This is a genomic window from Anaerococcus rubeinfantis, from assembly GCF_001487145.1.
Classification (GTDB): Bacteria; Bacillota; Clostridia; order Tissierellales; family Peptoniphilaceae; genus Anaerococcus; species Anaerococcus rubeinfantis.
Genome location: NZ_LN913016.1, coordinates 1163030 through 1189771, shown reverse-complemented (window position 1 = coordinate 1189771; position 26742 = coordinate 1163030). Strand labels below are relative to the sequence as shown.

Genomic DNA, 26742 nt, shown 5'->3' with positions numbered 1-26742 from the left:
ATAATGGAAAAAACAAAAGATAAAAATAAACATTTATCTAATGATAAAAGAAGAATAGAAACATTTTTTGGAAATAAAGAATCAGAAAATTTAGCTAATAAAAAAACTATAATAAATGTAAAAGATTTAGATTTATATTATGGAGATTTCCAAGCTCTAAAAAAAATAAATATGGAAATAAAAGAAAATGAAATTACAGCTTTCATTGGACCAAGTGGTTGTGGAAAATCTACAACTTTAAAATGTTTTAATAGGATGAATGATTTAATCGATGATTGTAAAATCGAAGGCTTAATTGAAATTGACGGAAAAGATATAAATAAAAAAGATGTTGATGTAGTTAGTCTTAGAAGAAATGTAGGAATGGTTTTTCAAACTCCAAATCCTTTTTCAAAATCAGTCTATGACAATATAACCTACGGACCAAGAATTGATGGAATAAAAGATAAGGATGAGCTTGATGCAATTGTAGAAAAATCTTTGAAAGCTGCAAGCGTCTGGGATGAAGTAAAAGATAAATTAGACAGAAATGCTCTATCATTTTCTGGTGGACAACAACAAAGAATTTGTATAGCAAGGACTCTTTCTGTAAATCCAGAAATAATTTTGATGGACGAGCCAACCAGTGCCCTAGATCCAATTTCTACTGCATCAATTGAAGAGTTATTAGAAGATTTAAGGGGTAAATATACAATAGTAATAGTAACACACAATATGCAACAAGCAGCAAGAATTTCTGACAGGACAGCATTTTTCTTGACAGGAGATGTAATTGAAATGGATGAAACAAAAAAAATATTTAATGATCCAAGGGACAAAAGAACTGAAGATTATATAACAGGAAGGTTCGGTTGATATGAGAACAAGATATATAGAAGATTTAGATAATATTAGAGAAATGGAAAAAAACGTATCAGAATTGATTCAATTATCATATGATAGGTTTATCTTATATCTTGAAAATGGTCAAAAAAACAATCTAGAAGAAATAATTGATCTTGACCATGACACAAGACAATATGCAGCAGATATAGAAAGATTTTGCTATGATCTTTTAGCTTTGCAACAACCAGTTGCAAGAGACTTGAGATTTTTACAAATGTCAATAAAACTTGCTTCAACTTACAAAAGAATTTCAAACCATATAGCCCAAGCAGCTGCAATTATTTTGGAATTTCCTTTAAGAGCAGAAGAAAAAGAATTTGTAAAAACTTTTATAAAAAATCAAAAAAATATGAATTTAAATAGTATCCAAAGTTTTGAAGATAACGACAACGAGCTTGCTCTAAGAACAATTGATGATGATGAAATAAATAATGAATTATTTGAAGATTGCATCCATTATCTTGTAAAATTAACAAAATCAGACCAAATCACACCAATGGAATTGTCTGAAAAAGTACTATTCTATAAATATTTTGAAAGACTTGGAGATAGGTTAGCTAAGATAGCTGACTATTCAACAAGATTATGATTTATGTTGTAGAAGATGATAAGTCGATTAGAAATTTAGTTTTATACGCCTTATCAGAAAAAGATTATCAAGTTAGAGGCTTTGAAGATGGTCTGGATGTTGTAGAATCAGTAAGAGAAGAGAGTGTGGACTTACTAATTCTAGATATAATGTTACCTGAAAAAGATGGAATTGAGATTTTAAAAGAGATTAGAGAATTTTCAAATGTTCCTATAATAATGCTTACAGCAAGAGATGATGAATTTGATAAAGTTTTGGGTCTTGAAAGTGGAGCAGATGATTATATAACAAAACCATTTTCGATTTTAGAATTAATTTCAAGAGTGAAGGCAGTTTTAAGAAGAAGTGAGAAAAAAGATAGAGAACATTTGACCTATGCAAACATAGAAGTAAATATCAAAAAAAGAACTGTGAAAGTTGATGGTGAAAAAATAGATCTAACCTACAAGGAATTTGAAATGCTCTTGTTATTTTTGGCAAATATTGGTAATGTTATTACAAGAGAAGATTTTCTACTAAAAATTTGGGGTTATGATTACGAGGGAGAAACGAGAACCGTTGATGTTCATATAGCAAGTCTTCGTAACAAGTTAAAATCTGCAGGAGTCCACATAAAAACCGTAAGAAATTTAGGATATAAACTTGGAGAAATATGAGAAAAATAATTAATAGAAATATTAATATTATAACAAGTTCGTTAATTATTATTATTTTTGTATTGTCTTCTTTATTTTCATATCAAAAAGAAAAAAAAGCTCAAGATGAATTTGTAGAAAATTCCTTGAGCTTTCTTACTTATAAAAAAATTGATGAAAAAAAGTTAGATAAATTTAAAAATTCCTATAATATCGACCTACTATTAAAAGATACAGAAGGAAAGGTATTATATAATTCTGGAATAAATAAAAATATAATAAAAAATTATGAATTTGATGATGTTGATATTGTTAAAAAATCTAAAAAAAATTACATAAATAAAGAAACAAAAGTTTTTGCAAAAAAATCCAAGAATAAAATTCTTGCTATAAAATTTTATAATGTAACTTTTATTTTATATCTTTTTAAAAGAATTCATATTCTAATCTTTGGAATGATTATTGCCTTAATAATAAATAAATTTTTCACAAATTATCTATATGAAAGAATAACCAATCCATTTAAAGAAAGAATAGATGATAAGAAAGAATTTTATAATTTTAAGGAAAATCCAAAAGCCTACATTGAAAGTTTAAGATTAGATAGGAAAAATTTACTTAACGAAAATTCAAATTTAAAATCTAGAATTTTAGATATTGAAAAAGTAAGCTCAAATATGGAAGAAGGCTTTATTTATTTAGATAAAAAAGGAAATATTTTAATAATCAATAAGGCTGCCAAAGAATTATTAAATATTGAAAAAGACAAAAAATTAGAAAATTTAGTAGAAAATGATGATTATAAACTTGCCATAAGAGAGACTAAGCTTCTTAGAAAAGGTAAAAATATTGAGCTTAATCTTGATGATTTATCTTTAAAATTATATATTGATCCAATAATAGATGAAGAAATTGTGTCATATATAATTATAGTAATTGATAATTCAAAAAATAAAAAAGCCGAGATTATGAGAAGAGAATTTACAGCAAATGTTAGTCACGAATTAAAATCTCCCCTTACAAGTATTAATGGCTATGCAGAATTAATTGCTACAGGTCTTGCAAAAAATGATGATATAAAAGAATTTGGGAAAATTATAAATGAAGAAGGAAATAGACTACTAAATATAATAGATGATATTTTAAAACTTTCAAAACTTGACGAAGAAAATTTAGCCGAAGGTAGAACAAGTGTAAATATAAAAAATGTAGTCGATCAAAGTATAAGTAGATTTAAAAGAATTTCAGATAAGAAAAATATTAAAATCGAAAACAATATGGATGATTTATATATTAAAACTCACGAATCACTTTTTACTGACCTTATATCCAATATTTATGAAAATGCGATCAAATACAACAAAGTAAATGGGAAAATTTCTATAAATTATGAAAAAAACGATAGAGGAATCAAATTATTTATAGAAGATAGGGGTATAGGAATAAAGAAAGAAGATCTTTCTAGGATTTTTGAAAGATTTTATGTAGCAGATAAGCAAAGGACAAGAACATTAAAATCAACAGGACTTGGCTTATCAATTGTAAAACATATATGCGATTACTTAAATTATAATATAGAAGTCGAAAGTGAATATGGCTTTGGAACAAAATTTACAATCTTCATTCCAAGCTTATAATTTCATTTTTCTATTTTATTTGTTATAATTGTTATGAGTAATTATTAAAATTTATAAGGAGTAGATATGAAAATAGAAGTTTGTGCAGGCGCAAGATGCACTATGCTAGGATCGGACATAATTTATAACAGATTATCAAATTTTGTAGAAGAATTTAATGATAGACTCTATAAAGGGGACTTAGACATTCAAGATATAGAACTTGAAATAGAAATGATAACATGCAATAATGAGTGCAAAAAAAATAAAAAAAATGCACCAGTTGTACTTGTAAATGGAAAAGTATTTACAAATGCCAAAACAGAAGTAATAATGGAATACATATTAGATACGGCCTTTGAAGATAAATTTAATTAATATTTGAAAAAGATTTGTAAGGAAGATAAGAATAATGAAAGAAACATACATAAATATATTAAATATTAGAAGAATGGCCTTTGAACATATAGCGAAAATTGCTTTTGAAAATAGGCCAATTTATGACATAGCAACAGAAGTTTTTGAAATACTTCCAGGAGAAGAAGCATCATATAGGGAAAATATTTTTAGAGAAAGAGCCGTAATGGGCGAAAGACTAAGAATGGGAGTAGGACTTCACGCAAGAACTGCAGACAATACAGGAGCAATTACTGACGGCTTGGATGATGAAGATTATGATATAAAAAAATATGAACCACCTCTTGTTTCAGTAATAAAAATTGCCTGTGAAGCTTGTCCTGAAAATAGAGTAGAAGTTACAAATACTTGTAGGGCTTGTATTGCTCACCCATGTGTAAATGTGTGTCCAAAAAATGCTATTACCTATACATCAAAAGGATCAATAATAGACCAAGATAAATGTATAAAATGTGGAAAATGCGTTCAAGCTTGCCCATATAATTCAATTGCTCACACAAAAAGACCATGCGCAGAAGCCTGTGGAGTAAAAGCTATAAAAAGCGACAAACTAGGTAGGGCAGAAATTGATGATGATAAGTGCGTAGCATGTGGAAGATGTATAACCGCTTGTCCATTTGGAGCAATTTCAGATAAAACAGAAATTTACCAATTGGCAAAAGCTTTAAATACAAATGAACACGTTTATGCAATTGTAGCCCCATCATTTGTAAGACAATTTGGACAAATGGCAAGCCCAGTTCAAATAAAAGAAGCAATAAAAAAATTAGGATTTAAAGATGTAATCGAAGTAGGACTTGGGGCAGACCTTACAACCCTAAACGAAGCTCACGAATACGTTGAAAGTGTTCCAGAAAAAATTCCATTTATGGGAACATCTTGCTGCTATTCTTGGAAATTAATGGTAAAGAAAAAATTCCCAGAAATAAATGATAAAATTTCAGAATCATCAACACCAATGATTTATTCTGGAAAACATATCAAAAAAATGGATGAAAAAACTCAAGTAGCCTTCATAGGTCCATGTATTTCCAAAAAACTAGAAGCAAGAAGACCAGAAGTTGCAGAAACTATAGACTACGTTATAACTTATGAAGAGCTAATGGGAATGTTCTTGGCAAAAGATATAGATCCTGCAGAAATAGAAATCGAAGAAGATTGGCAAGATGCATCAGAAACTGGAAGAAATTATGCAGTAAGCGGAGGAGTAGCCGAAGCAGTAAAAAGAAGAATTGCAGAAATAAATCCAGATTTAGATGTAAAAGTAGAAAAAGCAGAAGGCCTTGCCGATTGCGTAAAACTTGCCCAAATGGCAAAACTTGGAAGAAAAGACGGACTTTTATTAGAAGGAATGGCATGCGTTGGAGGATGCGTTGGAGGTCCTGGAACCTTAATTTCAGAAATAAAAACAGGCAAAGCAGTAAAACAATTTGCCAAAGAATCAATCTACAAATCCCCATACGATAACAAAAACATCCCAGAAGAAGATAAACCAAAAGACTGAAGAAATTAAGAGCATAGAAATATGCTCTTTTTTTGTACAAAAAAAGATGCGAATTCGCATCTTTTAAATATTTTTTTACTTGTCTAAATCTTCTTTAATAGCCTTAGCTAAATCTTCTAAAGTTTTTACTTGATCATTTTTCATTGAAGAATTAATTATGAAATCTTCTCCAACATATTCATGTTTTCCTTTTTCAAGGATTTCTTTAGCTTGTTCAAGAGATCTTCCACCCCATGAATAATTGTGGATGAAGGAAATGTGTCTATTTTGATATCCTGTTCCAACTAATTCTCTTAAAAGGGCATCCATTTTGTGATATAGTCCTGCATTATAGTTCATTGCAACAAATACTTGGTTTGAATATTTGTGAGCATCAGCTATTATATATGAAAAGTCGGTATCAGACACGTCATATAATTTTATATCTTCAACCCCAAGCTCATCAAGTTTTGATGCTAAAATATCAGCTGCTAATTCTGTATTTCCATACATTGAAGAAAATACAATTTCTACACCCTTTGTTTCTGGTTTGAAGTTTGCCCATTTATCGTATTTATCTAGGATAAATTCAATGGATTCTTTGTCATCATATACTGGTCCATGAAGAGGGAGGATTGCATTGATTTCAAAATCTGAAACTTTTTAATAAGATTTGTAACCATTTTTCCTTGTTTTCCAACTATATTTATATAATATCTTCTATTTTCATCTAGCCAAGATTCTTTTTTGATATAGTGCTTTGCAGAAATGTGACCTTCCAAAACATCAAATGAACCAAAGGCATCAGCTGAGAAGAATAAACCTTCTGTAGTTTCATAAGTCATGAAAACTTCTGGCCAGTGAACCATTGGAGCAAAAACAAATTTTAGATTTCTTTTTCCAATATTTAACTCATCGCCATCTTTAATTTCAACAAATCTACTTTCATCATATTTGTCATTTGGATAGAATTGGTGGAAAAATTTAATTGTTTTTTGGTTTCCAACAAATTTACAATTAGGATATTTATCTAAAATGAAATCAATTGATCCACAATGATCAGGTTCCATATGTTGAACAATAATATAATCTAAATCTTCTCCATCAAGAGCTTCTTTGACATTATCAAGGTAAGTTCTTATTACAGAAGAATCAGATCCATCCATCAAAACATTTTTTTCATCTTTTATAATATATGAATTGTAAGTTACACCATTTGGTAGGGTAAACATATTTTCAAATCTTTTTAAGCCCCTATCATTGGCTCCAACCCAATAAATATTGTCATAAACTTTTTTTATAAATTGCATATAACCTCCAAAATTATTATTATCGCTAGGATTATTATACCTTATTAAATATAAAATTAAATACACGATATAAGCTAATATTGTTTAAATTTTAATATTTAGCTTAGAAAACTTTTTCATAGATTTTAAATTTTTGATTTTATTTTAAATTTATAATTTTTTTGGAAAAATTTAAATAATTTTGATTAAATAAAGGATTTTAGGTTATATATTAAGTGTAGATGTTTTACATATTCATATATTGCAATTCAATTTTATCTTTATTAGTAATCTTTATAAAAATAAATTGTGTTGACAAAAAAACATTTTCAGTATAGAATTATATTGTAAAACAAAAATGGATATTATATTTTTTAGGAGGAATATATGCTTTTTAAAACAACAGATGAGCATGAAGCTTTACGTAAAAAAGTCAGAGAATTTGCTGAAGAAAAAGTAAAACCAATTGCTTTTGAGCTTGACCAAAACAACGAATTTCCTGACGAAATTGTAAAGGAAATGGGAGAATTAGGATTTTTAGGAATTCCTTATCCTAAGAAATACGGTGGTCAAGGCTTAGACGTAATGAGCTATGCGATCACAGTTGAAGAATTATCAAGAGTAGATGGTGGTGTTGGAGTAATTTGTTCTGCACATACATCTTTAGGTTCATGGCCAATTTTTGCTTTTGGTACTGAAGAACAAAAGAAAAAATATCTTGTTCCTTTAGCAAAAGGTGAAAAGATTGGTGCATTTGGATTAACAGAAGAAAACGCAGGAAGTGACGCTGGTGGAACAGAAACAACAGCTGAACTTGATTTAGACGGCGAAAGATATATTTTAAATGGTAAAAAAATATTTATTACAAACGCTCCAAAAGCAGATACATATGTAGTATTTGCAGTAACAACTCCAGGAATTGGAACTCATGGTATTTCAGCATTTATTGTTGAAAAAGGTATGGAAGGTTTCACATGTTCTGATCACTATGATAAATTAGGTATTAGATCATCATGTACTGCTGAATTACATTTTGATAATGTAAAAGTTCCAAAAGAAAATCTTCTTGGAAAAGAAGGACAAGGATTTAAGATTGCTATGGCAACTCTTGATGGTGGTAGAATTGGTATAGCTTCTCAAGCTTTAGGTATTGCCCAAGGTGCTTATGAATCAGCTCTTTCATATGCAAAAGAAAGAGAACAATTTGGTATGCCAATAGCTCACCTTCAAGCTAACACATTTAAACTTGCTGATATGGCAACTTATTTGAAAGCTGCAAGACTTATGATTTATTCTGCAGCTGAATTAAAAGAAAATCACGAAAGATATTCTGCAGATGCAGCTATGGCTAAACAATTTGCATCAGATCTTGCATCAAAGATTACTAACGAAGCTCTACAAATGTATGGTGGATCTGGATTTATTAAAGGAATCGATGTTGAAAGATTCTACAGAGATTCTAAAATCACACAAATCTACGAAGGTACAAATGAAATAATGAGAGTAGTTGTTGGAGCTCACACAGTAGGTAGAGCACCAAAGGTTAAAGCTGTTGGATCAAACAAAAAATCTGGACCCATCGCAGGAGTCAGAAAAGGAGAAATCTATGAGGGAGATCCTAAGGAAGCAGTTAAAAACCTTGTGGCAGCACTTAAAAAGGACGGATACGACTTCACTGTAGGAATTAATCCTTATACTCCAATTCCTGATGCTGAAAGAATAGTTGTAGCAGGTCGTGGTATTGGCGAAAAAGCTAATATGAAATTAATTGAAGATTTAGCTTACCAAGCAGGAGCAGCTATTTCATCATCAAGACCAGTTGCAGAAACTCTAAAATATGTTGACATTAATAGATACGTTGGTATGAGTGGACAAACATTTAAAGGAAACTTATACATTGGTGTAGGTGTATCTGGAGCAGGACAACACTTAAAGGGAATCAAAAATGCATCAACAATAGTTGCAATTAACAATTCTAAAAATGCACCAATTTTCAACAACTGTGACTATGGTATAGTTGGAGATGCTATGGAAATTCTTCCACTTCTAATTAAAGAATTAGATAATGGTGAGGAAAAGAAACCAGCACCACCAATGAAGAAAATAAAAAGATCTAAACCAAGAAAAATGGCTCCTACAAATCCAATCTATGTAGATTTAGGTTCTGGATATGAATACAATCCTGAAGAAGGAGATCCAGAAAATGGAATTGAACCAGGAACACCATTTGACAAACTACCAGATTCATGGGTTTCACCAGTTTCAGGAGAAGCTAAAGATCAATTCATTAAAATGGATGTACCAGAAGATAGAAAGTAGTAGGAGGAATATATGTATACAGTTAGAAAAGTTACAGACGACTTATATTATGTAGGTGGAGATGACAGAAGACTTGCTCTATTTGAAAATATTTTTCCTATAGACGGAGTTTCATACAACTCATACCTTTTAATGGATGAAAAAACAGTTTTAATAGATTCAGTTGACTGGTCAATTACAAGAGAATATATTTTAAATGTATCTAGAGTTCTTGGAGATCGTGACCTTGATTATATGATTATCCAACACATGGAACCAGACCACTGTTCAGCAATTGAATTAATGCTACACTACTATCCAAATGTAAAAATTATAGCAAGTGAAAAAGCTATATTATTCATGAGACAATTTGGTTATCACGTAGATGATAGATATATAGAAGTTAAAGAAGGAGATTCAATCTCATTTGGTAAACACGAATATACATTCGTAGAAGCTCCAATGGTTCACTGGCCAGAAGTTTTAATGACATATGATTTAACTGACAAAGTTCTATTCTCAGCAGATGCTTTTGGATCATTTAAATCTAATGACGGAAGACTTTTTGCTGATGAAGTAAATTGGGACAGAGATTGGTTAGATGAAGGAAGAAGATATTACACAAATATAGTTGGTAAATATGGTACTTTTGTTCAAGCAGTTCTTAAAAAAGCAGCTGGACTTGATATTAAATATATCTGCCCACTTCACGGACTAGTTTGGAGAAAAGATTTTGGCTATATTTTAGATAAATATGATAAATGGTCAAGCTATCAACCAGAAGAAGAAGGTGTATTGATTGCTTATGCATCAATGTATGGAAATACAGAATATGCAGCTCAAGCACTAGCTTCAAAACTTGCTGAAAGAGGAATGACAAATATTTCTCTAAGAGATGTTTCAAGTACAGATGTATCTTACCTAATTGCAGATGCATTTAAATATTCAAATATAGTTCTTGCATCAGTAACATATAACCTTGGAATTTATCCAAAAATGAAAGACTTTATCCATGATATGGCAGCTCTAAACGTACAAAACAGAGCAATTTCATTGATGGATAACGGATCTTGGGCTCCAACAGCAGCAGATAAAATGGAAAAATTCTTGGATGAAGAAATGAAATTAATCGATGTTCTTCCAGAACAAGTTAATATAGTTTCATCATTAAAATCTGCAAAAGAACCAGACATGGATGCTTTAGTTGATGGAATTTTCGAATCAATGAAGAAAAGAAGAGAAGAAGTTCAAAAAGCTAAAGACCAAAAGAAATAAAAATAAATTCAATTCTGCCACAGGAAACTGTGGCAGTTTTTTTGTAAATCTATTATAATAATATTTATAAGTTTAGAAATTCGAGGGATATTATGAAAAAAAATTTAAAATTAAGAGCAGAAAATTTTAAAATAAAAGTTGGGGATGTATCCTACAATAAGAAAAAAATAAAAGAAATAGTAAAAAAAGCCAATGATGATTTGGTAAATATTTTACTTTTTCCAGAACTTTCTCTTACAGGAGCAAGTCTTTACCATGGATTTAAAAATGATGATATTTTAAATTCATCACTAGACGCCCTAGATGATTTAAAAAAATTCTCTAAGGATATTGATACCTTATTTTCAGTTGGTCTTCCTGTTAAAAAGGGAAGAAAAATAATTGATATGGTATTTTTAATAAAAAATGGGGATATTATTGGGGGATTTTTTAAAGATAATTTCAAAGATCATGAAAAATATATTTTTGATATCCCTGAAGAAGAATTTATTAGTGTAAAAGATGATTATATATATATTTATAATAAGTCTTTTGTAGAAATTGACGGAGTAAAAATTGCTCTAAGTATTGGAGAAAATGAAGAGAAGATTATTTCTGATTCCCAAATTTCAAAAGCTAATAATGCTATTGATATAATTTTAAATCCATCAGCAAAAACAAGATATATTGGTTCAAAAAAAGCTATCGAAGATAAGATAAAATTCCTATCACAAGATACAATTTACCTATTTTCAAGCACAGGGCTTGGAGAAAGCTCAACAGATTTTGTATACGAGGGTTTAAATATTATTGCGCAAAATGGAAAAATTATAAAATGTGATAGAGATAAAAAAGTAGATTTTGTTTATCCATTTGAAATAAATGAGGAAATTTTTTCTGAAGGCCATCATTTTGAAAATGAAGCAGACTTAGAAAATATTGATAAATATCCATATCTATTAAATGAGAAAAAGCTTTATGTAGAAGACACCTTTGATATAGTTACAAGAGCTTTAATTCAAAGAATGGAAGCTATTTCTTGTAAAAAAGTCATTTTAGGTCTAAGTGGTGGACTTGATTCTACTATGGCACTTTTATTTATAGTTAAAGCTTTTGAAAAAATGGACCTTCCAAAAGAAAATATTCTTTTATACACCATGCCAGCTTTTGGAACAAGCAAGAGAACCAAATCAAATGCCTTTAAATTGGCAGAAGCCTTTTGCCTTAAATTAAACGAAATTGTGATAAAGGATGCAGTAAATATTCATTTAAAAGATATTGGCCATGACGGAAAAACTCAAGATATAGCCTACGAAAATGCTCAAGCAAGAGAAAGAACTCAAATTTTATTTGATATAGGAAATATGGAAAATGCTATAGTTATTGGAACTGGAGATAAATCAGAAATTTCTCAAGGATTTGCCACCTACAACGGTGATCACATGTCATCTTATGCAGTAAATGCATCTTTGACCAAAACAGAATTAAGATACATTGTTTCCTATCTTGTAGAAAATACAGAAAATCAAAAATTAAAAGAAGTTTTGGACGATATTTTAAAAACTCCAATTTCACCAGAGCTAAAAAACGAAAATGAAGACAAAATAAGCCAAAAAACTGAAGATATAATAGGACCTTATGAGTTAATTGACTTTTTTGTTTATGAATTTTTGGAAAATTCATCAGTAGAAGAGATTTATGAAAAAGCAAAAATTGCCTTTAAAGATGATTATGACAGTAAAACTATAAAAAAATGGCTCAAATCATTTTATAAAAGACTTACATCAAGCCAATTCAAAAGATCAGTTTCAGTAGATGGTCCAGCCCTTTCTAAAAAGTCTTTCTCACCAAGAAGAGGATATTTGTTGCCATCAGATATGTCTTCAGAAATATTTATAGAAAGAATAGAAAAATTAGATGAATAAAATAATAATTTTTATAATATTTTGCTTGATTTTACTTCTTTTCGCCTACATTCATTATCAATGTAAGTGGGCGAAAGAAGTAAGGCAGGATATTTATAGTAAAAAAGTTAAAGATGATATAAAAATTACTCACATAAGCGATTTTCATTCAAATAAATTAAAAAATATGGAATATTTTAAGAAAAAAATTTTAGAATTTAATCCAGATTTTATAATTTTGACTGGAGATATTAACGACTATGGGATAGAAAAAAAGTTTAATAAGGCAATAGAATTTTTAAAAGAGCTTTCAAAATTAAAAATAAAAACCTATTATATAACAGGAAATCACGAAGAAGCAGGGCCAATGTTAGATGATTTTATTGGAAAAATTGAAAACTTGGGAATAAAATATTTGAAAAATGATGGAGATTTAATCGAAATAAAAGATAATAAAATTTACATTTATGGACTATCTTTTTATAATTATTCATTTAAAAATTACAAAACAAATGAAGAAAATTTAAATATAATTTTAAGTCATTATTCAAAAAATGTAAGAGATAATCTGGATGATTTGATGGATATAATTTTTTCAGGCCATACGCATGGAGGTCAGGTTAGATTCCCTTTTATAGGCGCTCTTCTTGCTCCAGGAGAAGGATATTTTCCAAAATTTGATAAGGGACTAATAAAATACAAAAATTCACAAATATATATAGATTCAGGCTTAGGAAACACCCTAATGGATTTAAGATTTTTAAATAGGATACAATTTTCAAACATTACAATCAAGCGCCAATAGTTTAATGGTAAAACAAAAGTGTCCGAAGCTTAAGATAGGGGTTCAATTCCTCTTTGGCGTGCCAGGAAATAGGTTGAAGAAAATTAACTTCAGCCTATTTTTTTATTAAAAATTATTTGAAAATTTTCAAATTTAATTTTATGGATAAATATTTAAAATATTTGACAATATATATATATATATAATGTTTAGTGAAAGAATATTTAAAAAAATAAATAAAAGGAGAAAATTTATGAACAAAAATAAGAAAATTATAAGCGCAAGCCTAGCCTTGGCTCTAGGAGTAAGCTTAATAATTCCTAACGCAAAAGCAAATGAAGACAAAACAGTAGAAAAAGCCCTAAAAGAGCCAGTAAAAACAGAAGAAAAATCAGATGTAGCAGATGTAGTAAATAAAGAAATCACTATAAAGAAAGCTCCAGTAAATGAAGGTGGAGAAGAAACTCCAACAGGCGACAAAGAAGAACCAAAGGACGAAGAAGAACCAAAGAACGAAGAAGAACCAAAAGACGAAGAAGAACCAAAAGACGAAGAAGAACCAAAGGACGAAGAGGAGCCAAAGGACGAAGAAGAGCCAAAGGATGAAGAAGAAACTCCAACAGGCGACAAAGAAGAACCAAAAGACGAAACAGAAAAACCAGAAGACGAAAAGAAAGTAAAGCCTAAAGAATTCAAAATGAGTGAAATTTTCAACGAAAATACATTTGAATTTATAAAAAATGATGCTATTAAAACTTTAACTGAATATCCTGATATTTATACTAATGAAGAAATGAAGGAATTTAATAGAAAAGCTAATCTTGTTAGAGAAGCAAAATCCATAGATGAAATTCTAAAAATAACAGGATGGAAAAAAGAAATAGTAGCAAAAGGATATTTGTTGAAAAAAGGTCTAATAAGCTACGAAGAATATAATAGCGATTTGATAAAAATTATAGATGATACAATGACTTCAAATCAAAAAAATCCTAACAGAAAAAATAAAAAAACAGGAACAACAAATACAGCAACCAAAGTAAGTAATGCTGGAGAAAATGTTCAAACAGGAGTTGGAAGCCTTTCAGCAATTTTGGGATTATTAGGAGCATCAAGTCTAGGATTATTTAAAAGCAAAAGAAAATAATAAAATTTAATATTTTAAAAATTTAAAAATGCAAAAATGAGTATCAACCTTGTCTTTGGGACTTGGCTTGATACTCATTTTTTTATCGAAATTATTGCATTTTAAATAAGAGCCTACTTTAAAGGAAAAATTAATTGATAATTTTTTTAGAAAGTTCAATTTAAAATATAAATTCTTAGCTTAAAATTTCTGTGAAAAAAATAGTCAATTATGTAGTCTTATTTATTTTCTTTTATATACAAAATCAAATCTTCTATCAAATCTTCTTTTTTCTTGTAAATTCTTGGTTTTTTGAATTTATTTCCGTTTTTATCAACGTAAGAAAGTCCTGTTACAAGTTTATTTATATACATAAAATCATTTTGGAATATATCTTTTTTCATTGGAGGAAACTTGTCTTCTTTGTCGCTTCCTTCTAGTCTTATGTCTGTGTAGAGTTGAAATATTGCAAGGCCTTTTTCAAATGCTATTCCCATTTCTGCTGAAAGGCCTAAATCTTGTGTGTCCATCAAGCCTACTAATATATCTGAATTTTTCAATCTCTCATAATCTGCCAAAAGTATATCGTAATTTGTTGTAAAACCTGCTGATTTGTCGTTTATTTGTAAATTTTTTGCGGGATTATAAATTTCTATGTCAGAAAATTCTTTTTCAATGGCCTTTTGAATTTCTTCTGCTTGCCATCTTTGTCCTTCTGTAAATAAGTCACAACCTAAATAAATTTTCATATTACCACCTTTTTTATTATATTATAACACAAAAAAAATAAGGGTCTTGCCCTTATTTAAATTCTACATTTATTGTATAATCTTCAAGATTATTGTCTATGTTTACTATATCTTTTACTGCCTTTTTACATTTTTTGTCAGCTTCTATTAATATTCCTCTCTCAATTGCTTTTTTTTCTACTGATTTTTTTTGTTTTTTTGCAAATTCATTGTAGTCTTCTACTTTTATTGGGTTAAAAATTGAAGTTTTTTGGTCGAAAATTTTTAAGGAATCTTCATAAATTTCGTGGGATAGTATTTTTGACTTTGGAAGTTTTATATTTATATTTTTTCCTGATATTTTTACATACATCTTTTCAAGATCTACTCCACAAGAAATCACACCATCATAGGAAACTATAAATTTCTTTTGGGTAAAAGGAATATCGTAGCCATAAAATTTATTTGAATTTTCAAATTGGCCCATATTTGTGTAGGAATATTTTAAGCTTGTAAGTTCTTTTACACTTTCTATCCTATTTTCTATTAATTTATTGTCAATTTTGCTTTCGTTTTTTGTTTTATAATAATTTAATCCTAATAATATGCTTATTGCTAAAAGAATTATTATTAGAACATTTTTTATTAGACTTTTCTTTTTAAACATTAAGGCTCCTTTCTTTTATAACTGATATTATCTTATTATAAGTTTTATAAATTACAAGTCATAAATAAAAAAATTATTATTTATCAAAAAACTTTCTTGACAATTAAAATCTCCCTTGGTATTATGAACTTGAACGAAGAATATGGCTCATAGAAATGGGCGAAAGTGTACCTAGGGATCTGTTTATTCAAGACCGAGCGGTACGGATATTTTCAAGTATTACACCAGAGGGACAAAAGCCCAGGAGGATAGGTTTCGTAGCCTGTCCTTCTGGGCTTATTTTTTGTAAAAATTTTTAAGGAGTAAAAAATGAATACAATCTACGAAGGTAAGACAAAAAATTTGGTAGAAAAAGATGGGAAATACTATTGTTTATTTAAGGACACTATGACAGGAACTGACGGAGTTTTTGATACTGGTGGAAATCAAGTTGCTGGTGAAAAGGAAGGTGCTGGCAGGGAGTGTCTTAAAGTTTCTAAATTTTTCTTTGAAAAAATAAATGAAGCTGGTGTAAAAACTCATTATCTTGGAGCTGATCTTGATAAAAATCTTATGGAAATTGAAAAATGTACAGTTTTTGGAAAAGGTTTAGAAGTTATTACAAGATTTAAGGCAGTTGGTTCTTTTATGAGAAGATATGGACTTTATGCTAAAGAAGGTCAAGACCTTGATGCTTATTCTGAAATCACTTTAAAAGATGATGATCGTGAAGATCCACTTATTACAGAAGACGCTTTAGTTGAATTAAATATTTTATCTCACGATGAATACAAAGAAATTATCAGAGAAAATAAAAAAGTTGCAAAACTTGTAAAGGATATTTTAGCTGAGTACGGTCTTGATTTATATGATATAAAATTTGAATGGGGAAGACTTGCTTCAACTGGAGAAGTTGTTTTGATTGATGAAGTTTCTGGTGGAAATATGAGAGCTTATAAAGATGGAACTTATATTGAACCTATGGAATTGTCAAAATATTTAGGACTTTAATAAGGAGTTTATATGAAAGTTTCTATAATCATGGGTTCTTTATCTGATAGCCCAATTGCTGATAAGGTAGTTTCAAAATTAATTGAATTTGGAATTGATTATGAAGTTAAGGTTATATCTGCTCATAGAGCTTTAAAAAGTTTAGAAGAATATGTAGAAAAAAGCGAAAGAGAAATCGAAGTTTATATTGGGATAGCTGGAAAAGCAGCCCACTTATCTGGTGTTATTGCAGCACTAACAACAAGACCTGTTATAGGAATTCCTGCAAAATCATCTCATCTTGGTGGACTTGAAGCTTTACTTTCTACAGTAGAAATGCCAAGTGGTGTTCCTGTTGCAACTGTTACAATAGGCGGTGGAGAAAATGCCGCAATTTTGGCTACAGAAATTTTAGCTATCAAATATGATTCTTTAAGAGAAAAATTAAAGGATATGAGAAAAAATATGAAAGATACTATAGATAATTCTGAATACGAATATAAGGCAAATAAATGAGTGGAATTGTAGGAATATTTTCAAAAAAGAAATATAAAAATATTTTTCCAGACCTTTATGCTGGCCTCTATGCTATCCAACATAGGGGTCAGGAAGCTATGGGAATTTCTCTTCTTGCTCACGAAAAATTATCAGAGATTAGAGGCGAGGGAGAAATCGCCAACAATATTAGCTTTGATAATATTTCAACTCTTTCAGGAAATGTTGGTCTTGGTCATGTAAAATATAGGTTTGAAGAAGATGACAAGTCACTTTTGCCTATGCCTTGGTTATTTTATCCAAAAAATTCTAATTGTAAAAATTTAATAGCAATTGATGGAAAATTTTTGGATGAAACAAGCCCTGAAGAGATTGTAAATAAATTAAATTCAGATAATATTGATGAAATCATAGATTTTATAAATAATTTAAAGGGAGCTTATTCTATTTTGCTTGTTAGCGAAAATAGGATGATTGCAATTAGAGATCCTTATGGAATTAAAAATCTTTGCGTAGGTAAAAAGGACGACTCTTTTATTGTTGCAAGTGAATCTTGTGCTATAGAATCAATCGATGGGGAATTTTCTCATGAATTAAAAGCTGGAGAAATATATATAGTTGATGATAAGGGAGAAGAATCTTATTTTGCAAAAGAGGTATCAAATTCCCCTTGTATATTTGAATTTGTCTACACAGCAAGGCCTGATTCATCAATAAATGGAGTAAGCGTTTATGATGCAAGGATAAAAATGGGAGAAATTCTTTATAAGGAACATCCTGTCGATGCAGATATAGTTGTAGGAAGTCCTGATAGTGGTTTGATTTCTGCTGTTGGTTTTTCACGCGCATCAAATATAAAATACGAAAGAGCAATTGTAAGAAATAGATATATAAATAGAACTTTTATTCTTCCAACAGATTCAATGAGAAAAAAAGGAATTAAAATAAAGTTAAATCCAATTAAACATCTTATTGAAGGAAAAAGAGTGGTTCTTGTTGATGATTCTATTGTAAGAGGAAATACTATAAAAAGAGTTATAGAAATTTTAAGAGAATCTGGAGCTAAGGAAGTTCATATTAGAATCGCATCTCCTCAAGTTATAAAAGAGGAAGAACTTACTTTTGACATTCCTGACAAGGATCATTTGATAAGCAACAATAGAAGTGTTGAAGAAGTAAGAGATATGATTGGAGCTGATTCTTTGGGATTTATTTCCCTAGAAGGATTAAGAAAAGCTTGTGGAAACAAAACATATTATGAAAATTGTTTTGACGGATATAACCCTTTAGAAAGGAAGTAAAATGCCAATAAATTATAAAGACGCCGGTGTTGATGTAGAAAATGGGCAAAAAGAAGTTGAACTTATTAAAAATCTAGTTGAAAAAACTCAATCAAAAAACGTTTTAAGTAAGCTTGGTGGATTTTCTGGACTTTTTAGTCTAGAAAATTTAGATATAAAAAATCCAGTTTTGGTTTCTGGAACAGATGGAGTTGGAACCAAGGTTATGCTTGCACAAATGATGGATAAGCACGATACAATAGGAATTGATTGTGTGGCTATGTGTGTAAATGATATTTTATGCCAAGGAGCAAGACCCTTATTTTTTCTAGATTATATAGCATGTGGCAAACTTGTTCCAGAAAAAATGGAAAAAATTGTAAAGGGAGTTGCTGACGGCTGCCTAAAAGCAAATTCTTCACTAATTGGGGGAGAAACTGCAGAAATGCCGGGCCTTTATAAGGAAAATGACTATGATCTTGCAGGATTTTGTGTGGGCATAGTTGATAAGGAAAAAATAATTACAGGAGAAAAAATTAAAAAAGGAGACCATATTTTTGGCTTAAAATCTTCAGGAATTCATTCAAATGGATATTCTCTTGTAAGAAAAATTGTTTTAGAAAAAGAAAAATTGTCTTTGGATGAAAAAATTGAAGGACTTGATACAAGTCTTGGAGAAGAATTATTAAAACCTACAAAAATTTATGTAAAAGAAATTTTAAATCTTCTTGAAAAAATTGAAATAAATGGCCTAAGCCATATTACTGGTGGGGGATTTTATGAAAATATTCCAAGAATGATTCCAGATGGACTATGTGCAAAAATTGATGTAAGAAATATTGCTCTTCCTAAAATATTTACTCTTTTAGAAAAATGGGGAGAGCTTGATAAAAAAGATATGTATGAAACCTTTAATATGGGTGTAGGACTTGTTTTTGCAGTTGATAAAAAAGATATTGATATAGTTAAAGAAACAATTGATGAAGATGAACTTTTGGACCTTGGAGAAATAGTAGAAAATGATGAAAAAATCGACCTCAAATTCTAAAAAAATTGCAGTTTTAATTTCAGGCTCAGGCACAAACCTCCAAGCCATAATCGATTCTTGTAAAAATAAAGAAATAAATTGCAATATTTCTATTGTTATTTCAAACAAGGAAAATGCATTTGGCTTAGAAAGAGCGAAAAAAGAAGCAATCAAAACTTTAGTGTGCAAAGATAATAATTTTTTGCTTGATACTTTAATAAAAGAAAAAATTGATTTAGTAGTTCTTGCAGGCTATCTTAAAATTTTACCTGAAGAAATTATTAATGAATTTGAAGGAAAAATTATTAATATCCACCCCTCTCTCATACCTTCATTTTGTGGGATGGGATATTATGGTAGAAAAGTTCACGAAAAAGTTTTTGAAAAAGGGGTTAAATTTACTGGGGCAACTACACATTTTGTAACAAAAGACCCAGACCAAGGCCCAATAATTTACCAAGAAATTGTAAAAATTGACCAAGAAGATTCAGTTGATGATATTTCAAAAAATGTTTTGGAAAAAGAACATGAAATTTTGACAAAATCGGTCAAAGATTTTTGTGATGACTTATTATACATAAAAAATAAGAAAGTTTTCGTAAAAAAATAGGAGTTTTTGATGAAAGTTTTAATTATAGGAAATGGCGGAAGAGAACACGCTTTGGCATGGAAAGTTTCCCAATCAAAAAAGGTTGATAAAATTTTTATGGCAAAAGGAAATGCAGGAACTAAATCTTTTTGTACAAACATTGACATTGACCCAACAGATATAAAGGCTTTGGTAGATTTTTCAAAAAAAGAAAAAATTGACCTTACCATAGTAGGTCCAGAAGATCCTTTATGTATGGGAATTGTTGACGAATTTGAAAAAAATAATCTTAAAATATTTGGACCAAATAAGGAATGTGCAAAATTTGAAAAATCAAAAAAATTCACCAAAAATTTTCTTGAAAAATATAAAATTCCAACTGCAAAATATAAATCTTTTGATAATTTTGACCAAGCAAAAAATTCATTAAAAGAATTTTCCTATCCTTTAGTAATAAAGGCAGATGGACTTTGTCTTGGAAAAGGGGTTATAATTTGCGAAAATGAGAAAAAAGCCCTTGAAACTTTAGATGATATTTTTATTAAAAAAATTTTTGGGGATGAGGGAAAAACTGTTGTTATTGAAGAATTTTTAAAGGGAGAAGAAGCCTCACTTTTGTGTTTGGTATCAAATAATAAATTATTTCCATTAGAAACTTGCAAAGACCACAAGCAAATTTATGAAGGGAACAAGGGACCAAATACAGGAGGAGTAGGAACCTATTCTCCAAGCAAGTTTTCAAAAAAAACAGAGGAAAATATAGGAAAAATTTTAAGGCAGATTGAAGATGGATTTAATGATTCAAAACTTTCTTACAATGGGATTTTATTTATTGGCTTTATGATTGAAAAAGATTTGCCAAAAGTTTTGGAATTTAATGTAAGATTTGGAGATCCAGAAACAGAAACTCTAATGCCAAGATTAAAATCAGATCTTGTAGAAATAATTGAAAAAACTTTAGATAAAACTTTAAAAAAAGATCATATAAAATGGTCAGATGACTTTTCACTTTCTGTAATTTTAGTTTCAAAAGGCTATCCTTTAAAATATGAAAAAGAAAAGGAAATTGAAGGTCTTGACCAAGTTCAAAATTCCTTAGTTTTTCATAATGGTACAAAAATACTTGATGGAAAAATCCTTACAAATGGAGGCAGGGTTCTTACAATAAATGCAAAAGGAAAAACTTTGGATGAAGCGAGAAAAATTTGCTATAAAGATTGTGAAAAAATAAAATATGAAAATATATATTATAGAAAAGATATTGGATTAAATTAGCGAGTTTGATGTGAAATCTAAATTTCTAATAGAAATTAGGATTTCACATCATTTTTTTATTTTAAATTTATGTAAAAATTAAAGTATTGTGCGAATATTAATGAAAAATAATTTGCAATATGCTATAATTGAACATATAGTTTATTTTTTTATATAGAAAGGAAAAATTTATGAGAATTAATACAATTTGGATTACAGGTGCTCATGGAAGGCTTGGGTCTACTATTTTTAGATATTTGGATCCCTTAGAAGCTGAAATAATTGCAACTGACAAAGATGAAGTAGATATTACAAATCAAGAGGAAGTAAATTTATTTGTAGACAGAAACAGACCAAAAATAATTATAAATTGCTCTGCACTAACAAACAGATTAAAATGTGAGAAAGATCCGGACAAGGCTTATTTATTAAATGCACTCGGTGCAAAAAATATTGCTATTGCATCAAACAGGGTTAGGGCAAAATTAATTCAACTATCAACTGCAGATGTATTTGATGGACAAACAATCCATCCTTACAAAGAAATTGACAAGGCAAAGCCTAATACAGTTTATGGAAAAAGTAAATTTATGGGAGAAGAATTTGTAAAAGATTTTGCAAACAGATATTTTATAGTAAGAGTTTCAAGACTTTATTCAAAAGAAAATAATTTAGTTGAGTCCATAATAGAAGAAGCAAAAAAAGGAATTGTCACAGTTCCAAAATCAAGATACGGTTCTCCAACCTCAGCTTATGAGCTTTCAAAATTTTTAATTTCAATAATGGATACAAATGCTTATGGAACATATCATGCATCTTGTGAGGGAACTTGTTCCTTTAGAGCTTTTGCTCAAAAAATTTTGGATATAACAAAAATTGATGCAAAAATTGAAGAGAAAAGAGATTCTAATAGGATAGATTTTGAACCAGCATTTAGAGGAATAGATAATTATTTTTTAAATTTATTAAAAATTAATACTTTTTCCACATGGGAAGATGCCCTTGAAGAATATCTGAGAAGGGAGTATGGGTATGAAAAGTAAATCTCAAAGAAAAATAGGACTTACATCAAAAATTTTCATAGCCCTTATTTTAGGTATGGTTCTTGGAATTGTAATGCACTATTTTGTTCCACAAAGCCACATTAAAGATGAAATAATAATTGATGGAGTTTTTTATTTATTGGGACAAATGTTTATAAGGGCTATGCAAATGCTAGTTGTGCCTTTGGTATTTTTCTCCATTGCAGATGGTTGTAGAAATATGGGAGATACAAAAACTCTTGGAAAAGTTGGAGTAAGAATAGTTTTATTTTATCTTTTGACAACAGCTCTTGCTATAGTTATTGCTTTATCTTTGGCGTCAGTAATTGGTCCAGGTAAGGGAATGAATATGAAATTGGGATCAAATGAATTTAGTATGGAAACTGGAGAAAAAACTTCCATGAAAGACACCTTATTAAATATGATTCCAACAAATCCAATCGAGGCTTTGGCAAAAGGGGATATGCTACAAATAATTATTTTTGCAGTTATAGTTGGACTTTTAATTGCATCCATGGAAGATAGGTTAGAAACTTTAGGAAATATAATTACAGAAATGAATGATTTGATGATGAGTATGACCATGGCTGTAATGAAACTTGCTCCAATAGGAGTATTTTTCTTAATTGCAAGGACATTTTCAAATCTGGGATATGATGTAATTTTATCCATGCTTTCATATATGCTTTCAGTAATTTTAGGACTTGCTTGCCAACTTCTAATAGTTTATATGTTACTTTTAACTATATTTGTAAGAATAAATCCCTTTGCTTTTTTGAAAAAATATTTTCCAGTAATGACTTTTGCATTTTCAACCGCATCATCAAATGCTACAGTTCCTTTAAATATTCAAACTCTTGAAGAAATTGGAGTTGATAAGAAAATTTCTTCATTTACAATTCCTTTGGGAGCGACAATAAATATGGATGGAACAGCGATAATGCAAGGAGTTGCTGTAGTATTTATTTCAAATGCTTATGGAATAGATTTAACTTTAAATGATTATATGACTGTAATTTTGACAGCAACTATTGCATCAGTGGGAACAGCCGGAATCCCTTCAGTTGGACTTGTAACCTTATCTATGGTTTTATCATCAGTAGGACTTCCTGTAGAAGGAATAGCTATGATTATGGGAATTGATAGAATACTAGACATGGCAAGAACTGCAATAAATACAACGGGAGATGCATCAGGAACTATTGTTGTTGCAAATTCTGTAGGTTTATTTGATAAAGTAAAATTTAATAAAAGGACATAAAATAAAAAAGTTGAAAAATTTAATTTGAATTTTTCAACTTTTTATTTTTTAATAAAGTTTTTAGCTAATGATTTTATTTATATAATTTTTTTTGGCATTCTGGGCAAATTCCTGTAAATTCGAAGCTGTGGTTTTTTATTTTAAATCCTGTTTCTTTTTCTAATTGTTTTTCAAAGTCATGGATTGGACAATTTTCAATTATAAACTTTTTACCACAGGAAATACAGCTTATAAAATGTTTGTGGTCAGTTGAATTTAATTGAAAATATGAAATTCCATCTGTGTTAGTATTTTTTAAAAGAAGGTTTACTTCTTCCAAAGTATTTAAATTTCTATAAATTGTTGAAAGATCCATGTTGATTTTTTCTTTTTTAAATTTTTCTAATATTTCTTCGGCAGAAATTGGATCATTATTTTCTATAATTTTATCTAAAATTATTTTTCTATTTTTAGTAACTCTAATATTATTTTCTCTTAATAAATCTTCTACTTTCAAAATCTCACCTCTTTTGTTTATATTACCATATTGACAAAAAATAAAACAGTTATATAATAATTTGTGCAAATGATTTGCAAATAAGGAGGAAAAATGAAAAAGAAAATTTTAGCAATTTTTTTAGCTTTAGGACTTTTTGTAACAGGATGTGCAAAAAATAATGATAAAGCTAATCTAAATTCAAATAATTCAAATGAAACAAGTCAAAGTGTAGACAGTAATGAAGATAGTGATAAAGAAACAATTTATGCTTCTTTTTATCCAATTTATAATTTAACAAAACAAATTGCAGGAGATAAATTTAATGTGAAATCTTTTACAAATTTAAATACAGAAGTTCATGATTTTGAACCATCTGCAAAAGATATGGCAGATTTATCTAAAGCAAAAGTTTTGTTTTTAAGTGGAGCAGATCTTGAATCTTGGAAGGACAAGGTTGAAGAAACTTCAAAAATTGAAATGGTTGATACATCAAAGGGAATTGATTTAATTAAAACTGAAGATGAAGAAGACCATGACCATGAAGATAGTGACCACCATGACCATGAAAGTTCAGAAGAGCATGAAGATAAGGACCACCATGATCATAAAGATGCTGATCACCATGACCATGAAGATGAAGAAGAAGGACATCATCACCATCACCACCATGGTTTGTATGATCCACATGTTTGGTTATCTCCAAAAAATGGTATAGTTCAAGCAAAAAATATTGCAGAAAAACTTTCAGAAATTGATCCGGATAATAAAGATTATTATATGGGAAATTTTGAAAAAATAAAAAAAGAACTTGAAGAAATTGATAAAAATTATGGAGAAAAATTAAAAAATAAAGAAAACAAAAAATTCTTAGTTGATCACGAGGCATTTTCTTACCTTGCTCGTGACTATGGTTTAGAGCAAATCCCACTTACATCAATTACTTCAACAAATGAAGCTGATGCAAAAACAATGAAAAATGCTATAGATTTTGTTAAGAAAGAAAAAATTTCTGCAATTTTTTATGAAAAAGGCGGATCTGATAAAAATGTAAAAACATTAGCAAATGAATTATCTCTTGACGCAAAAGCTATAAATACTATAGAATATGCTAGTGATGATGATTTAAAAAATGAAAAAACTTATCAAGAAATGATAAAGGAAAATTTAGAATTAATGGAAAGCAGTTTAAAATAGATGAAAGATATAGAAGTTAAAGATTTAGTCTTTTCTTATGGCAAGGATGAAATATTAAACAAAGTAAGCTTTGATTTAAACAAGGGAGATTTTTTGACTATCCAGGGCGAAAATGGCTCTGGTAAGTCTACTCTTATAAAATTGATTTTAAAAGATTTGAAGAAAAAATCGGGGCAAATAAAATTATTTGGAGTGGATCTAGAGGATTTTGATGATTATACAAAAATTGGCTATGTTCCTCAAGTAAATGATGCAAATAAATTAGCTTTTCCTGTTACTGGAGAAGAATTTGTTGTTTTAAATTTGTACAAAAAATTTAATATTTTTAATAGGCCGAACAAAAAATGTTATAAAAAAGTTCACGATATTTTTGAGATTTTAAATATAGAAGATCTTTTAAATATTCCTTTTAACCAACTTTCAGGAGGTCAAGCTCAAAAAGTTATGATAGCAAGGGCAATGGTTAATGATCCAGAAATTTTACTTTTGGATGAGCCAACCGTTGGTGTTGATGAAAAATCTAAAAGAGACTTTCTTAAGCTTCTAGCTCACTTAAATGATAAACACAAAATCTCAATTTTGATGATAAGTCATGAAATGGATGTTGTTAGGGAATTTTCCAAAAGAGAAATAAGGTTAAAAAATGGAAGGATAGTTGATGCTTAGTTATGAATTTATGCAAAGGGCTCTTTTAGTTGGTCTTATGCTTGCAATAATAATTCCAATGATTGGGATTGTTATGGTAAACAGAAGAACTTCTATGATTGGAGATGCCCTATCCCACACAGCCCTTTCTGGAGTTGCTCTGGGTCTTATTATTGGAATAAATCCAGTTTTTACTTCAATAATAATTTGTGTTATTGCAAGTTTTGCAATAGAAATAATTAGGAAAAAATTTAAAAGTTTTGGTGATATGGCAACAGCCATTATTATGAGTCTTGGAATTGGACTTGCAGGAATTTTGTCAGATTTTACACCTGGTGGAACAAGTTTTGAATCATTTTTATTCGGTTCAATAACAAGTGTTACAAAAGAAGATTTAATTATTGTAAGTGTGATTTTTATTCTTGTTTTATTTTTTAGCCTTTACTTGTATTATCCACTTTTGTACAATTCAATAAGTCCTTTGATGGCAGATCTTTCTGGAATTAATTCAAAATTAATTTCTAATATTTTTACATTTTTAACTGCTATCACTGTTGCAATTTCTACAAAAACTGTAGGAGCTTTGATGATATCGTCTCTTATGGTTTTGCCAGTTGCAAGCGGACTTTTGATTTCAAAATCTTACAAGGAAACTTTTATAAAATCAATTATAATTGCAATAATTTATATGATGGCAGGAATCAGTGCAAGTTTTTATCTTGGTATAAAACCTGGTGGAGCCATAGTGGTTATTGCAGTTTTTGGAATGATAATTTCTCTAATAATTCAAAAAATTTTAAAAAGATAGGTTCGCCTGTCTTTTTTTTGTGGAAAA

25 protein-coding genes, 1 tRNA gene and 1 pseudogene are annotated in these 26742 nt (G+C 29.2%); 23 read left to right on the top strand and 4 right to left on the bottom strand.

The genetic code is table 11. From position 1 onward, the window contains the following. Positions 1-3 precede the first annotated feature (3 nt). From pstB to BN3265_RS06665, 6 genes are all read left to right on the top strand, one after another. Positions 4-855, top strand: a complete 852-nt coding sequence (pstB, locus tag BN3265_RS06690) for a phosphate ABC transporter ATP-binding protein PstB (protein ID WP_058990759.1) — start codon at positions 4-6, stop codon at positions 853-855. A gap of 1 nt (position 856) precedes the next feature. Continuing rightward, positions 857-1474: a phosphate signaling complex PhoU family protein gene (locus tag BN3265_RS06685; protein WP_058990758.1), complete on the top strand. Its 618-nt coding sequence runs from the start codon at positions 857-859 to the stop codon at positions 1472-1474. Next, entirely contained in the window at positions 1471-2130 is a 660-nt protein-coding gene (locus BN3265_RS06680) for a response regulator transcription factor (RefSeq protein ID WP_058990757.1), read from the top strand. The genes BN3265_RS06685 and BN3265_RS06680 overlap by 4 nt, the downstream gene beginning before the upstream one ends. Continuing rightward, complete coding sequence (locus BN3265_RS06675) at positions 2127-3746, top strand: sensor histidine kinase (RefSeq protein ID WP_058990756.1); 1620 nt, start codon at positions 2127-2129, stop codon at positions 3744-3746. The genes BN3265_RS06680 and BN3265_RS06675 overlap by 4 nt, the downstream gene beginning before the upstream one ends. A gap of 66 nt (positions 3747-3812) precedes the next feature. Then, a complete protein-coding gene (locus BN3265_RS06670; protein WP_058990755.1) occupies positions 3813-4103 on the top strand; it encodes an NAD(P)H-dependent oxidoreductase subunit E in 291 nt (96 codons plus the stop codon). Between the two features lie 34 nt (positions 4104-4137). Then, the gene (locus BN3265_RS06665; RefSeq protein WP_058990754.1) at positions 4138-5646 is read left to right on the top strand and encodes a 4Fe-4S dicluster domain-containing protein; all 1509 of its coding nucleotides are present in this window, start codon (positions 4138-4140) and stop codon (positions 5644-5646) included. 75 nt (positions 5647-5721) lie between these two features. Here BN3265_RS06665 and BN3265_RS09790 read toward each other — a convergent pair. After that, a pseudogene (locus BN3265_RS09790) lies at positions 5722-6935 on the bottom strand (FprA family A-type flavoprotein). Between the two features lie 366 nt (positions 6936-7301). Here BN3265_RS09790 and BN3265_RS09350 point away from each other — a divergent pair. The 6 genes from BN3265_RS09350 to BN3265_RS06630 all read left to right on the top strand — a co-directional run bounded on the left by BN3265_RS09350 (position 7302) and on the right by BN3265_RS06630 (position 14298). Then, a complete protein-coding gene (locus BN3265_RS09350; RefSeq protein ID WP_082664109.1) occupies positions 7302-9233 on the top strand; it encodes an acyl-CoA dehydrogenase family protein in 1932 nt (643 codons plus the stop codon). Between the two features lie 12 nt (positions 9234-9245). After that, complete coding sequence (locus BN3265_RS06650; RefSeq protein ID WP_058990753.1) at positions 9246-10487, top strand: FprA family A-type flavoprotein; 1242 nt, start codon at positions 9246-9248, stop codon at positions 10485-10487. Positions 10488-10579: 92 nt separating this feature from the next. Further along, the gene (gene nadE / locus BN3265_RS06645) at positions 10580-12391 is read left to right on the top strand and encodes an NAD(+) synthase (protein ID WP_058990752.1); all 1812 of its coding nucleotides are present in this window, start codon (positions 10580-10582) and stop codon (positions 12389-12391) included. Beyond that, entirely contained in the window at positions 12384-13175 is a 792-nt protein-coding gene (locus BN3265_RS06640; RefSeq protein WP_058991302.1) for a metallophosphoesterase, read from the top strand. The genes nadE and BN3265_RS06640 overlap by 8 nt, the downstream gene beginning before the upstream one ends. Further along, a tRNA-Arg gene (locus BN3265_RS06635) sits at positions 13166-13239 on the top strand. Before BN3265_RS06640 ends, BN3265_RS06635 begins: the two co-directional genes overlap by 10 nt. Positions 13240-13407: 168 nt before the next feature. Then, the gene (locus tag BN3265_RS06630) at positions 13408-14298 is read left to right on the top strand and encodes a hypothetical protein (protein WP_058990751.1); all 891 of its coding nucleotides are present in this window, start codon (positions 13408-13410) and stop codon (positions 14296-14298) included. 218 nt (positions 14299-14516) lie between these two features. Here BN3265_RS06630 and BN3265_RS06625 read toward each other — a convergent pair whose 3' ends face one another. Both BN3265_RS06625 and BN3265_RS06620 read right to left on the bottom strand, forming a co-directional pair. After that, on the bottom strand, positions 14517-15026 hold the full coding sequence (locus tag BN3265_RS06625) for a nucleoside 2-deoxyribosyltransferase (RefSeq protein WP_058990750.1): 510 nt from the start codon (positions 15024-15026) through the stop codon (positions 14517-14519). Between the two features lie 52 nt (positions 15027-15078). Next, complete coding sequence (locus tag BN3265_RS06620) at positions 15079-15672, bottom strand: DUF4230 domain-containing protein (protein ID WP_058990749.1); 594 nt, start codon at positions 15670-15672, stop codon at positions 15079-15081. Between the two features lie 309 nt (positions 15673-15981). Here BN3265_RS06620 and BN3265_RS06615 point away from each other — a divergent pair, with 309 nt between their 5' ends. The 8 genes from BN3265_RS06615 to BN3265_RS06580 all read left to right on the top strand — a co-directional run bounded on the left by BN3265_RS06615 (position 15982) and on the right by BN3265_RS06580 (position 23590). Then, complete coding sequence (locus BN3265_RS06615) at positions 15982-16662, top strand: phosphoribosylaminoimidazolesuccinocarboxamide synthase (RefSeq protein WP_058990748.1); 681 nt, start codon at positions 15982-15984, stop codon at positions 16660-16662. A gap of 12 nt (positions 16663-16674) precedes the next feature. Next, positions 16675-17157 (top strand): 5-(carboxyamino)imidazole ribonucleotide mutase, encoded by a 483-nt coding sequence (gene purE / locus BN3265_RS06610; protein ID WP_058990747.1) that lies wholly within the window; start codon positions 16675-16677, stop codon positions 17155-17157. Continuing rightward, a complete protein-coding gene (locus BN3265_RS06605) occupies positions 17154-18437 on the top strand; it encodes an amidophosphoribosyltransferase (protein WP_058990746.1) in 1284 nt (427 codons plus the stop codon). The genes purE and BN3265_RS06605 overlap by 4 nt, the downstream gene beginning before the upstream one ends. A gap of 1 nt (position 18438) precedes the next feature. Then, a complete protein-coding gene (purM, locus tag BN3265_RS06600; protein ID WP_058990745.1) occupies positions 18439-19464 on the top strand; it encodes a phosphoribosylformylglycinamidine cyclo-ligase in 1026 nt (341 codons plus the stop codon). Further along, entirely contained in the window at positions 19436-20053 is a 618-nt protein-coding gene (gene purN, locus BN3265_RS06595; protein ID WP_058990744.1) for a phosphoribosylglycinamide formyltransferase, read from the top strand. Before purM ends, purN begins: the two co-directional genes overlap by 29 nt. Before the next feature lie 9 nt (positions 20054-20062). Continuing rightward, positions 20063-21307, top strand: a complete 1245-nt coding sequence (gene purD / locus BN3265_RS06590; protein ID WP_058990743.1) for a phosphoribosylamine--glycine ligase — start codon at positions 20063-20065, stop codon at positions 21305-21307. Between the two features lie 170 nt (positions 21308-21477). Next, positions 21478-22329: an SDR family oxidoreductase gene (locus tag BN3265_RS06585; protein ID WP_058990742.1), complete on the top strand. Its 852-nt coding sequence runs from the start codon at positions 21478-21480 to the stop codon at positions 22327-22329. After that, positions 22319-23590, top strand: a complete 1272-nt coding sequence (locus tag BN3265_RS06580) for a dicarboxylate/amino acid:cation symporter (RefSeq protein ID WP_058990741.1) — start codon at positions 22319-22321, stop codon at positions 23588-23590. Before BN3265_RS06585 ends, BN3265_RS06580 begins: the two co-directional genes overlap by 11 nt. A gap of 73 nt (positions 23591-23663) precedes the next feature. Here BN3265_RS06580 and BN3265_RS06575 read toward each other — a convergent pair whose 3' ends face one another. After that, on the bottom strand, positions 23664-24086 hold the full coding sequence (locus tag BN3265_RS06575) for a Fur family transcriptional regulator (protein WP_058990740.1): 423 nt from the start codon (positions 24084-24086) through the stop codon (positions 23664-23666). 93 nt (positions 24087-24179) lie between these two features. Here BN3265_RS06575 and BN3265_RS06570 point away from each other — a divergent pair, with 93 nt between their 5' ends. The 3 genes from BN3265_RS06570 to BN3265_RS06560 are packed head-to-tail and all read left to right on the top strand — an operon-like array spanning position 24180 to position 26715. After that, positions 24180-25262, top strand: a complete 1083-nt coding sequence (locus tag BN3265_RS06570) for a metal ABC transporter substrate-binding protein (RefSeq protein ID WP_058990739.1) — start codon at positions 24180-24182, stop codon at positions 25260-25262. Further along, a complete protein-coding gene (locus tag BN3265_RS06565; protein WP_058990738.1) occupies positions 25263-25928 on the top strand; it encodes a metal ABC transporter ATP-binding protein in 666 nt (221 codons plus the stop codon). Next, positions 25921-26715: a metal ABC transporter permease gene (locus BN3265_RS06560; protein WP_058990737.1), complete on the top strand. Its 795-nt coding sequence runs from the start codon at positions 25921-25923 to the stop codon at positions 26713-26715. Before BN3265_RS06565 ends, BN3265_RS06560 begins: the two co-directional genes overlap by 8 nt. The last annotated feature ends 27 nt before the right edge of the window (positions 26716-26742 follow it).

Excerpts from the sequence above, each read along its gene's own strand:
- pstB (WP_058990759.1), top strand. The coding sequence starts at position 4 with ATGGAAAAAACAAAAGATAAAAATAAACATTTATCTAATGATAAAAGA.
- BN3265_RS06685 (WP_058990758.1), top strand. The coding sequence starts at position 857 with ATGAGAACAAGATATATAGAAGATTTAGATAATATTAGAGAAATGGAA.
- BN3265_RS06680 (WP_058990757.1), top strand. The coding sequence starts at position 1,471 with ATGATTTATGTTGTAGAAGATGATAAGTCGATTAGAAATTTAGTTTTA.
- BN3265_RS06675 (WP_058990756.1), top strand. The coding sequence starts at position 2,127 with ATGAGAAAAATAATTAATAGAAATATTAATATTATAACAAGTTCGTTA.
- BN3265_RS06670 (WP_058990755.1), top strand. The coding sequence starts at position 3,813 with ATGAAAATAGAAGTTTGTGCAGGCGCAAGATGCACTATGCTAGGATCG.
- BN3265_RS06665 (WP_058990754.1), top strand. The coding sequence starts at position 4,138 with ATGAAAGAAACATACATAAATATATTAAATATTAGAAGAATGGCCTTT.
- BN3265_RS09350 (WP_082664109.1), top strand. The coding sequence starts at position 7,302 with ATGCTTTTTAAAACAACAGATGAGCATGAAGCTTTACGTAAAAAAGTC.
- BN3265_RS06650 (WP_058990753.1), top strand. The coding sequence starts at position 9,246 with ATGTATACAGTTAGAAAAGTTACAGACGACTTATATTATGTAGGTGGA.
- nadE (WP_058990752.1), top strand. The coding sequence starts at position 10,580 with ATGAAAAAAAATTTAAAATTAAGAGCAGAAAATTTTAAAATAAAAGTT.
- BN3265_RS06640 (WP_058991302.1), top strand. The coding sequence starts at position 12,384 with ATGAATAAAATAATAATTTTTATAATATTTTGCTTGATTTTACTTCTT.
- BN3265_RS06630 (WP_058990751.1), top strand. The coding sequence starts at position 13,408 with ATGAACAAAAATAAGAAAATTATAAGCGCAAGCCTAGCCTTGGCTCTA.
- BN3265_RS06625 (WP_058990750.1), bottom strand. The coding sequence starts at position 15,026 with ATGAAAATTTATTTAGGTTGTGACTTATTTACAGAAGGACAAAGATGG.
- BN3265_RS06620 (WP_058990749.1), bottom strand. The coding sequence starts at position 15,672 with ATGTTTAAAAAGAAAAGTCTAATAAAAAATGTTCTAATAATAATTCTT.
- BN3265_RS06615 (WP_058990748.1), top strand. The coding sequence starts at position 15,982 with ATGAATACAATCTACGAAGGTAAGACAAAAAATTTGGTAGAAAAAGAT.
- purE (WP_058990747.1), top strand. The coding sequence starts at position 16,675 with ATGAAAGTTTCTATAATCATGGGTTCTTTATCTGATAGCCCAATTGCT.
- BN3265_RS06605 (WP_058990746.1), top strand. The coding sequence starts at position 17,154 with ATGAGTGGAATTGTAGGAATATTTTCAAAAAAGAAATATAAAAATATT.
- purM (WP_058990745.1), top strand. The coding sequence starts at position 18,439 with ATGCCAATAAATTATAAAGACGCCGGTGTTGATGTAGAAAATGGGCAA.
- purN (WP_058990744.1), top strand. The coding sequence starts at position 19,436 with ATGATGAAAAAATCGACCTCAAATTCTAAAAAAATTGCAGTTTTAATT.
- purD (WP_058990743.1), top strand. The coding sequence starts at position 20,063 with ATGAAAGTTTTAATTATAGGAAATGGCGGAAGAGAACACGCTTTGGCA.
- BN3265_RS06585 (WP_058990742.1), top strand. The coding sequence starts at position 21,478 with ATGAGAATTAATACAATTTGGATTACAGGTGCTCATGGAAGGCTTGGG.
- BN3265_RS06580 (WP_058990741.1), top strand. The coding sequence starts at position 22,319 with ATGAAAAGTAAATCTCAAAGAAAAATAGGACTTACATCAAAAATTTTC.
- BN3265_RS06570 (WP_058990739.1), top strand. The coding sequence starts at position 24,180 with ATGAAAAAGAAAATTTTAGCAATTTTTTTAGCTTTAGGACTTTTTGTA.
- BN3265_RS06565 (WP_058990738.1), top strand. The coding sequence starts at position 25,263 with ATGAAAGATATAGAAGTTAAAGATTTAGTCTTTTCTTATGGCAAGGAT.
- BN3265_RS06560 (WP_058990737.1), top strand. The coding sequence starts at position 25,921 with ATGCTTAGTTATGAATTTATGCAAAGGGCTCTTTTAGTTGGTCTTATG.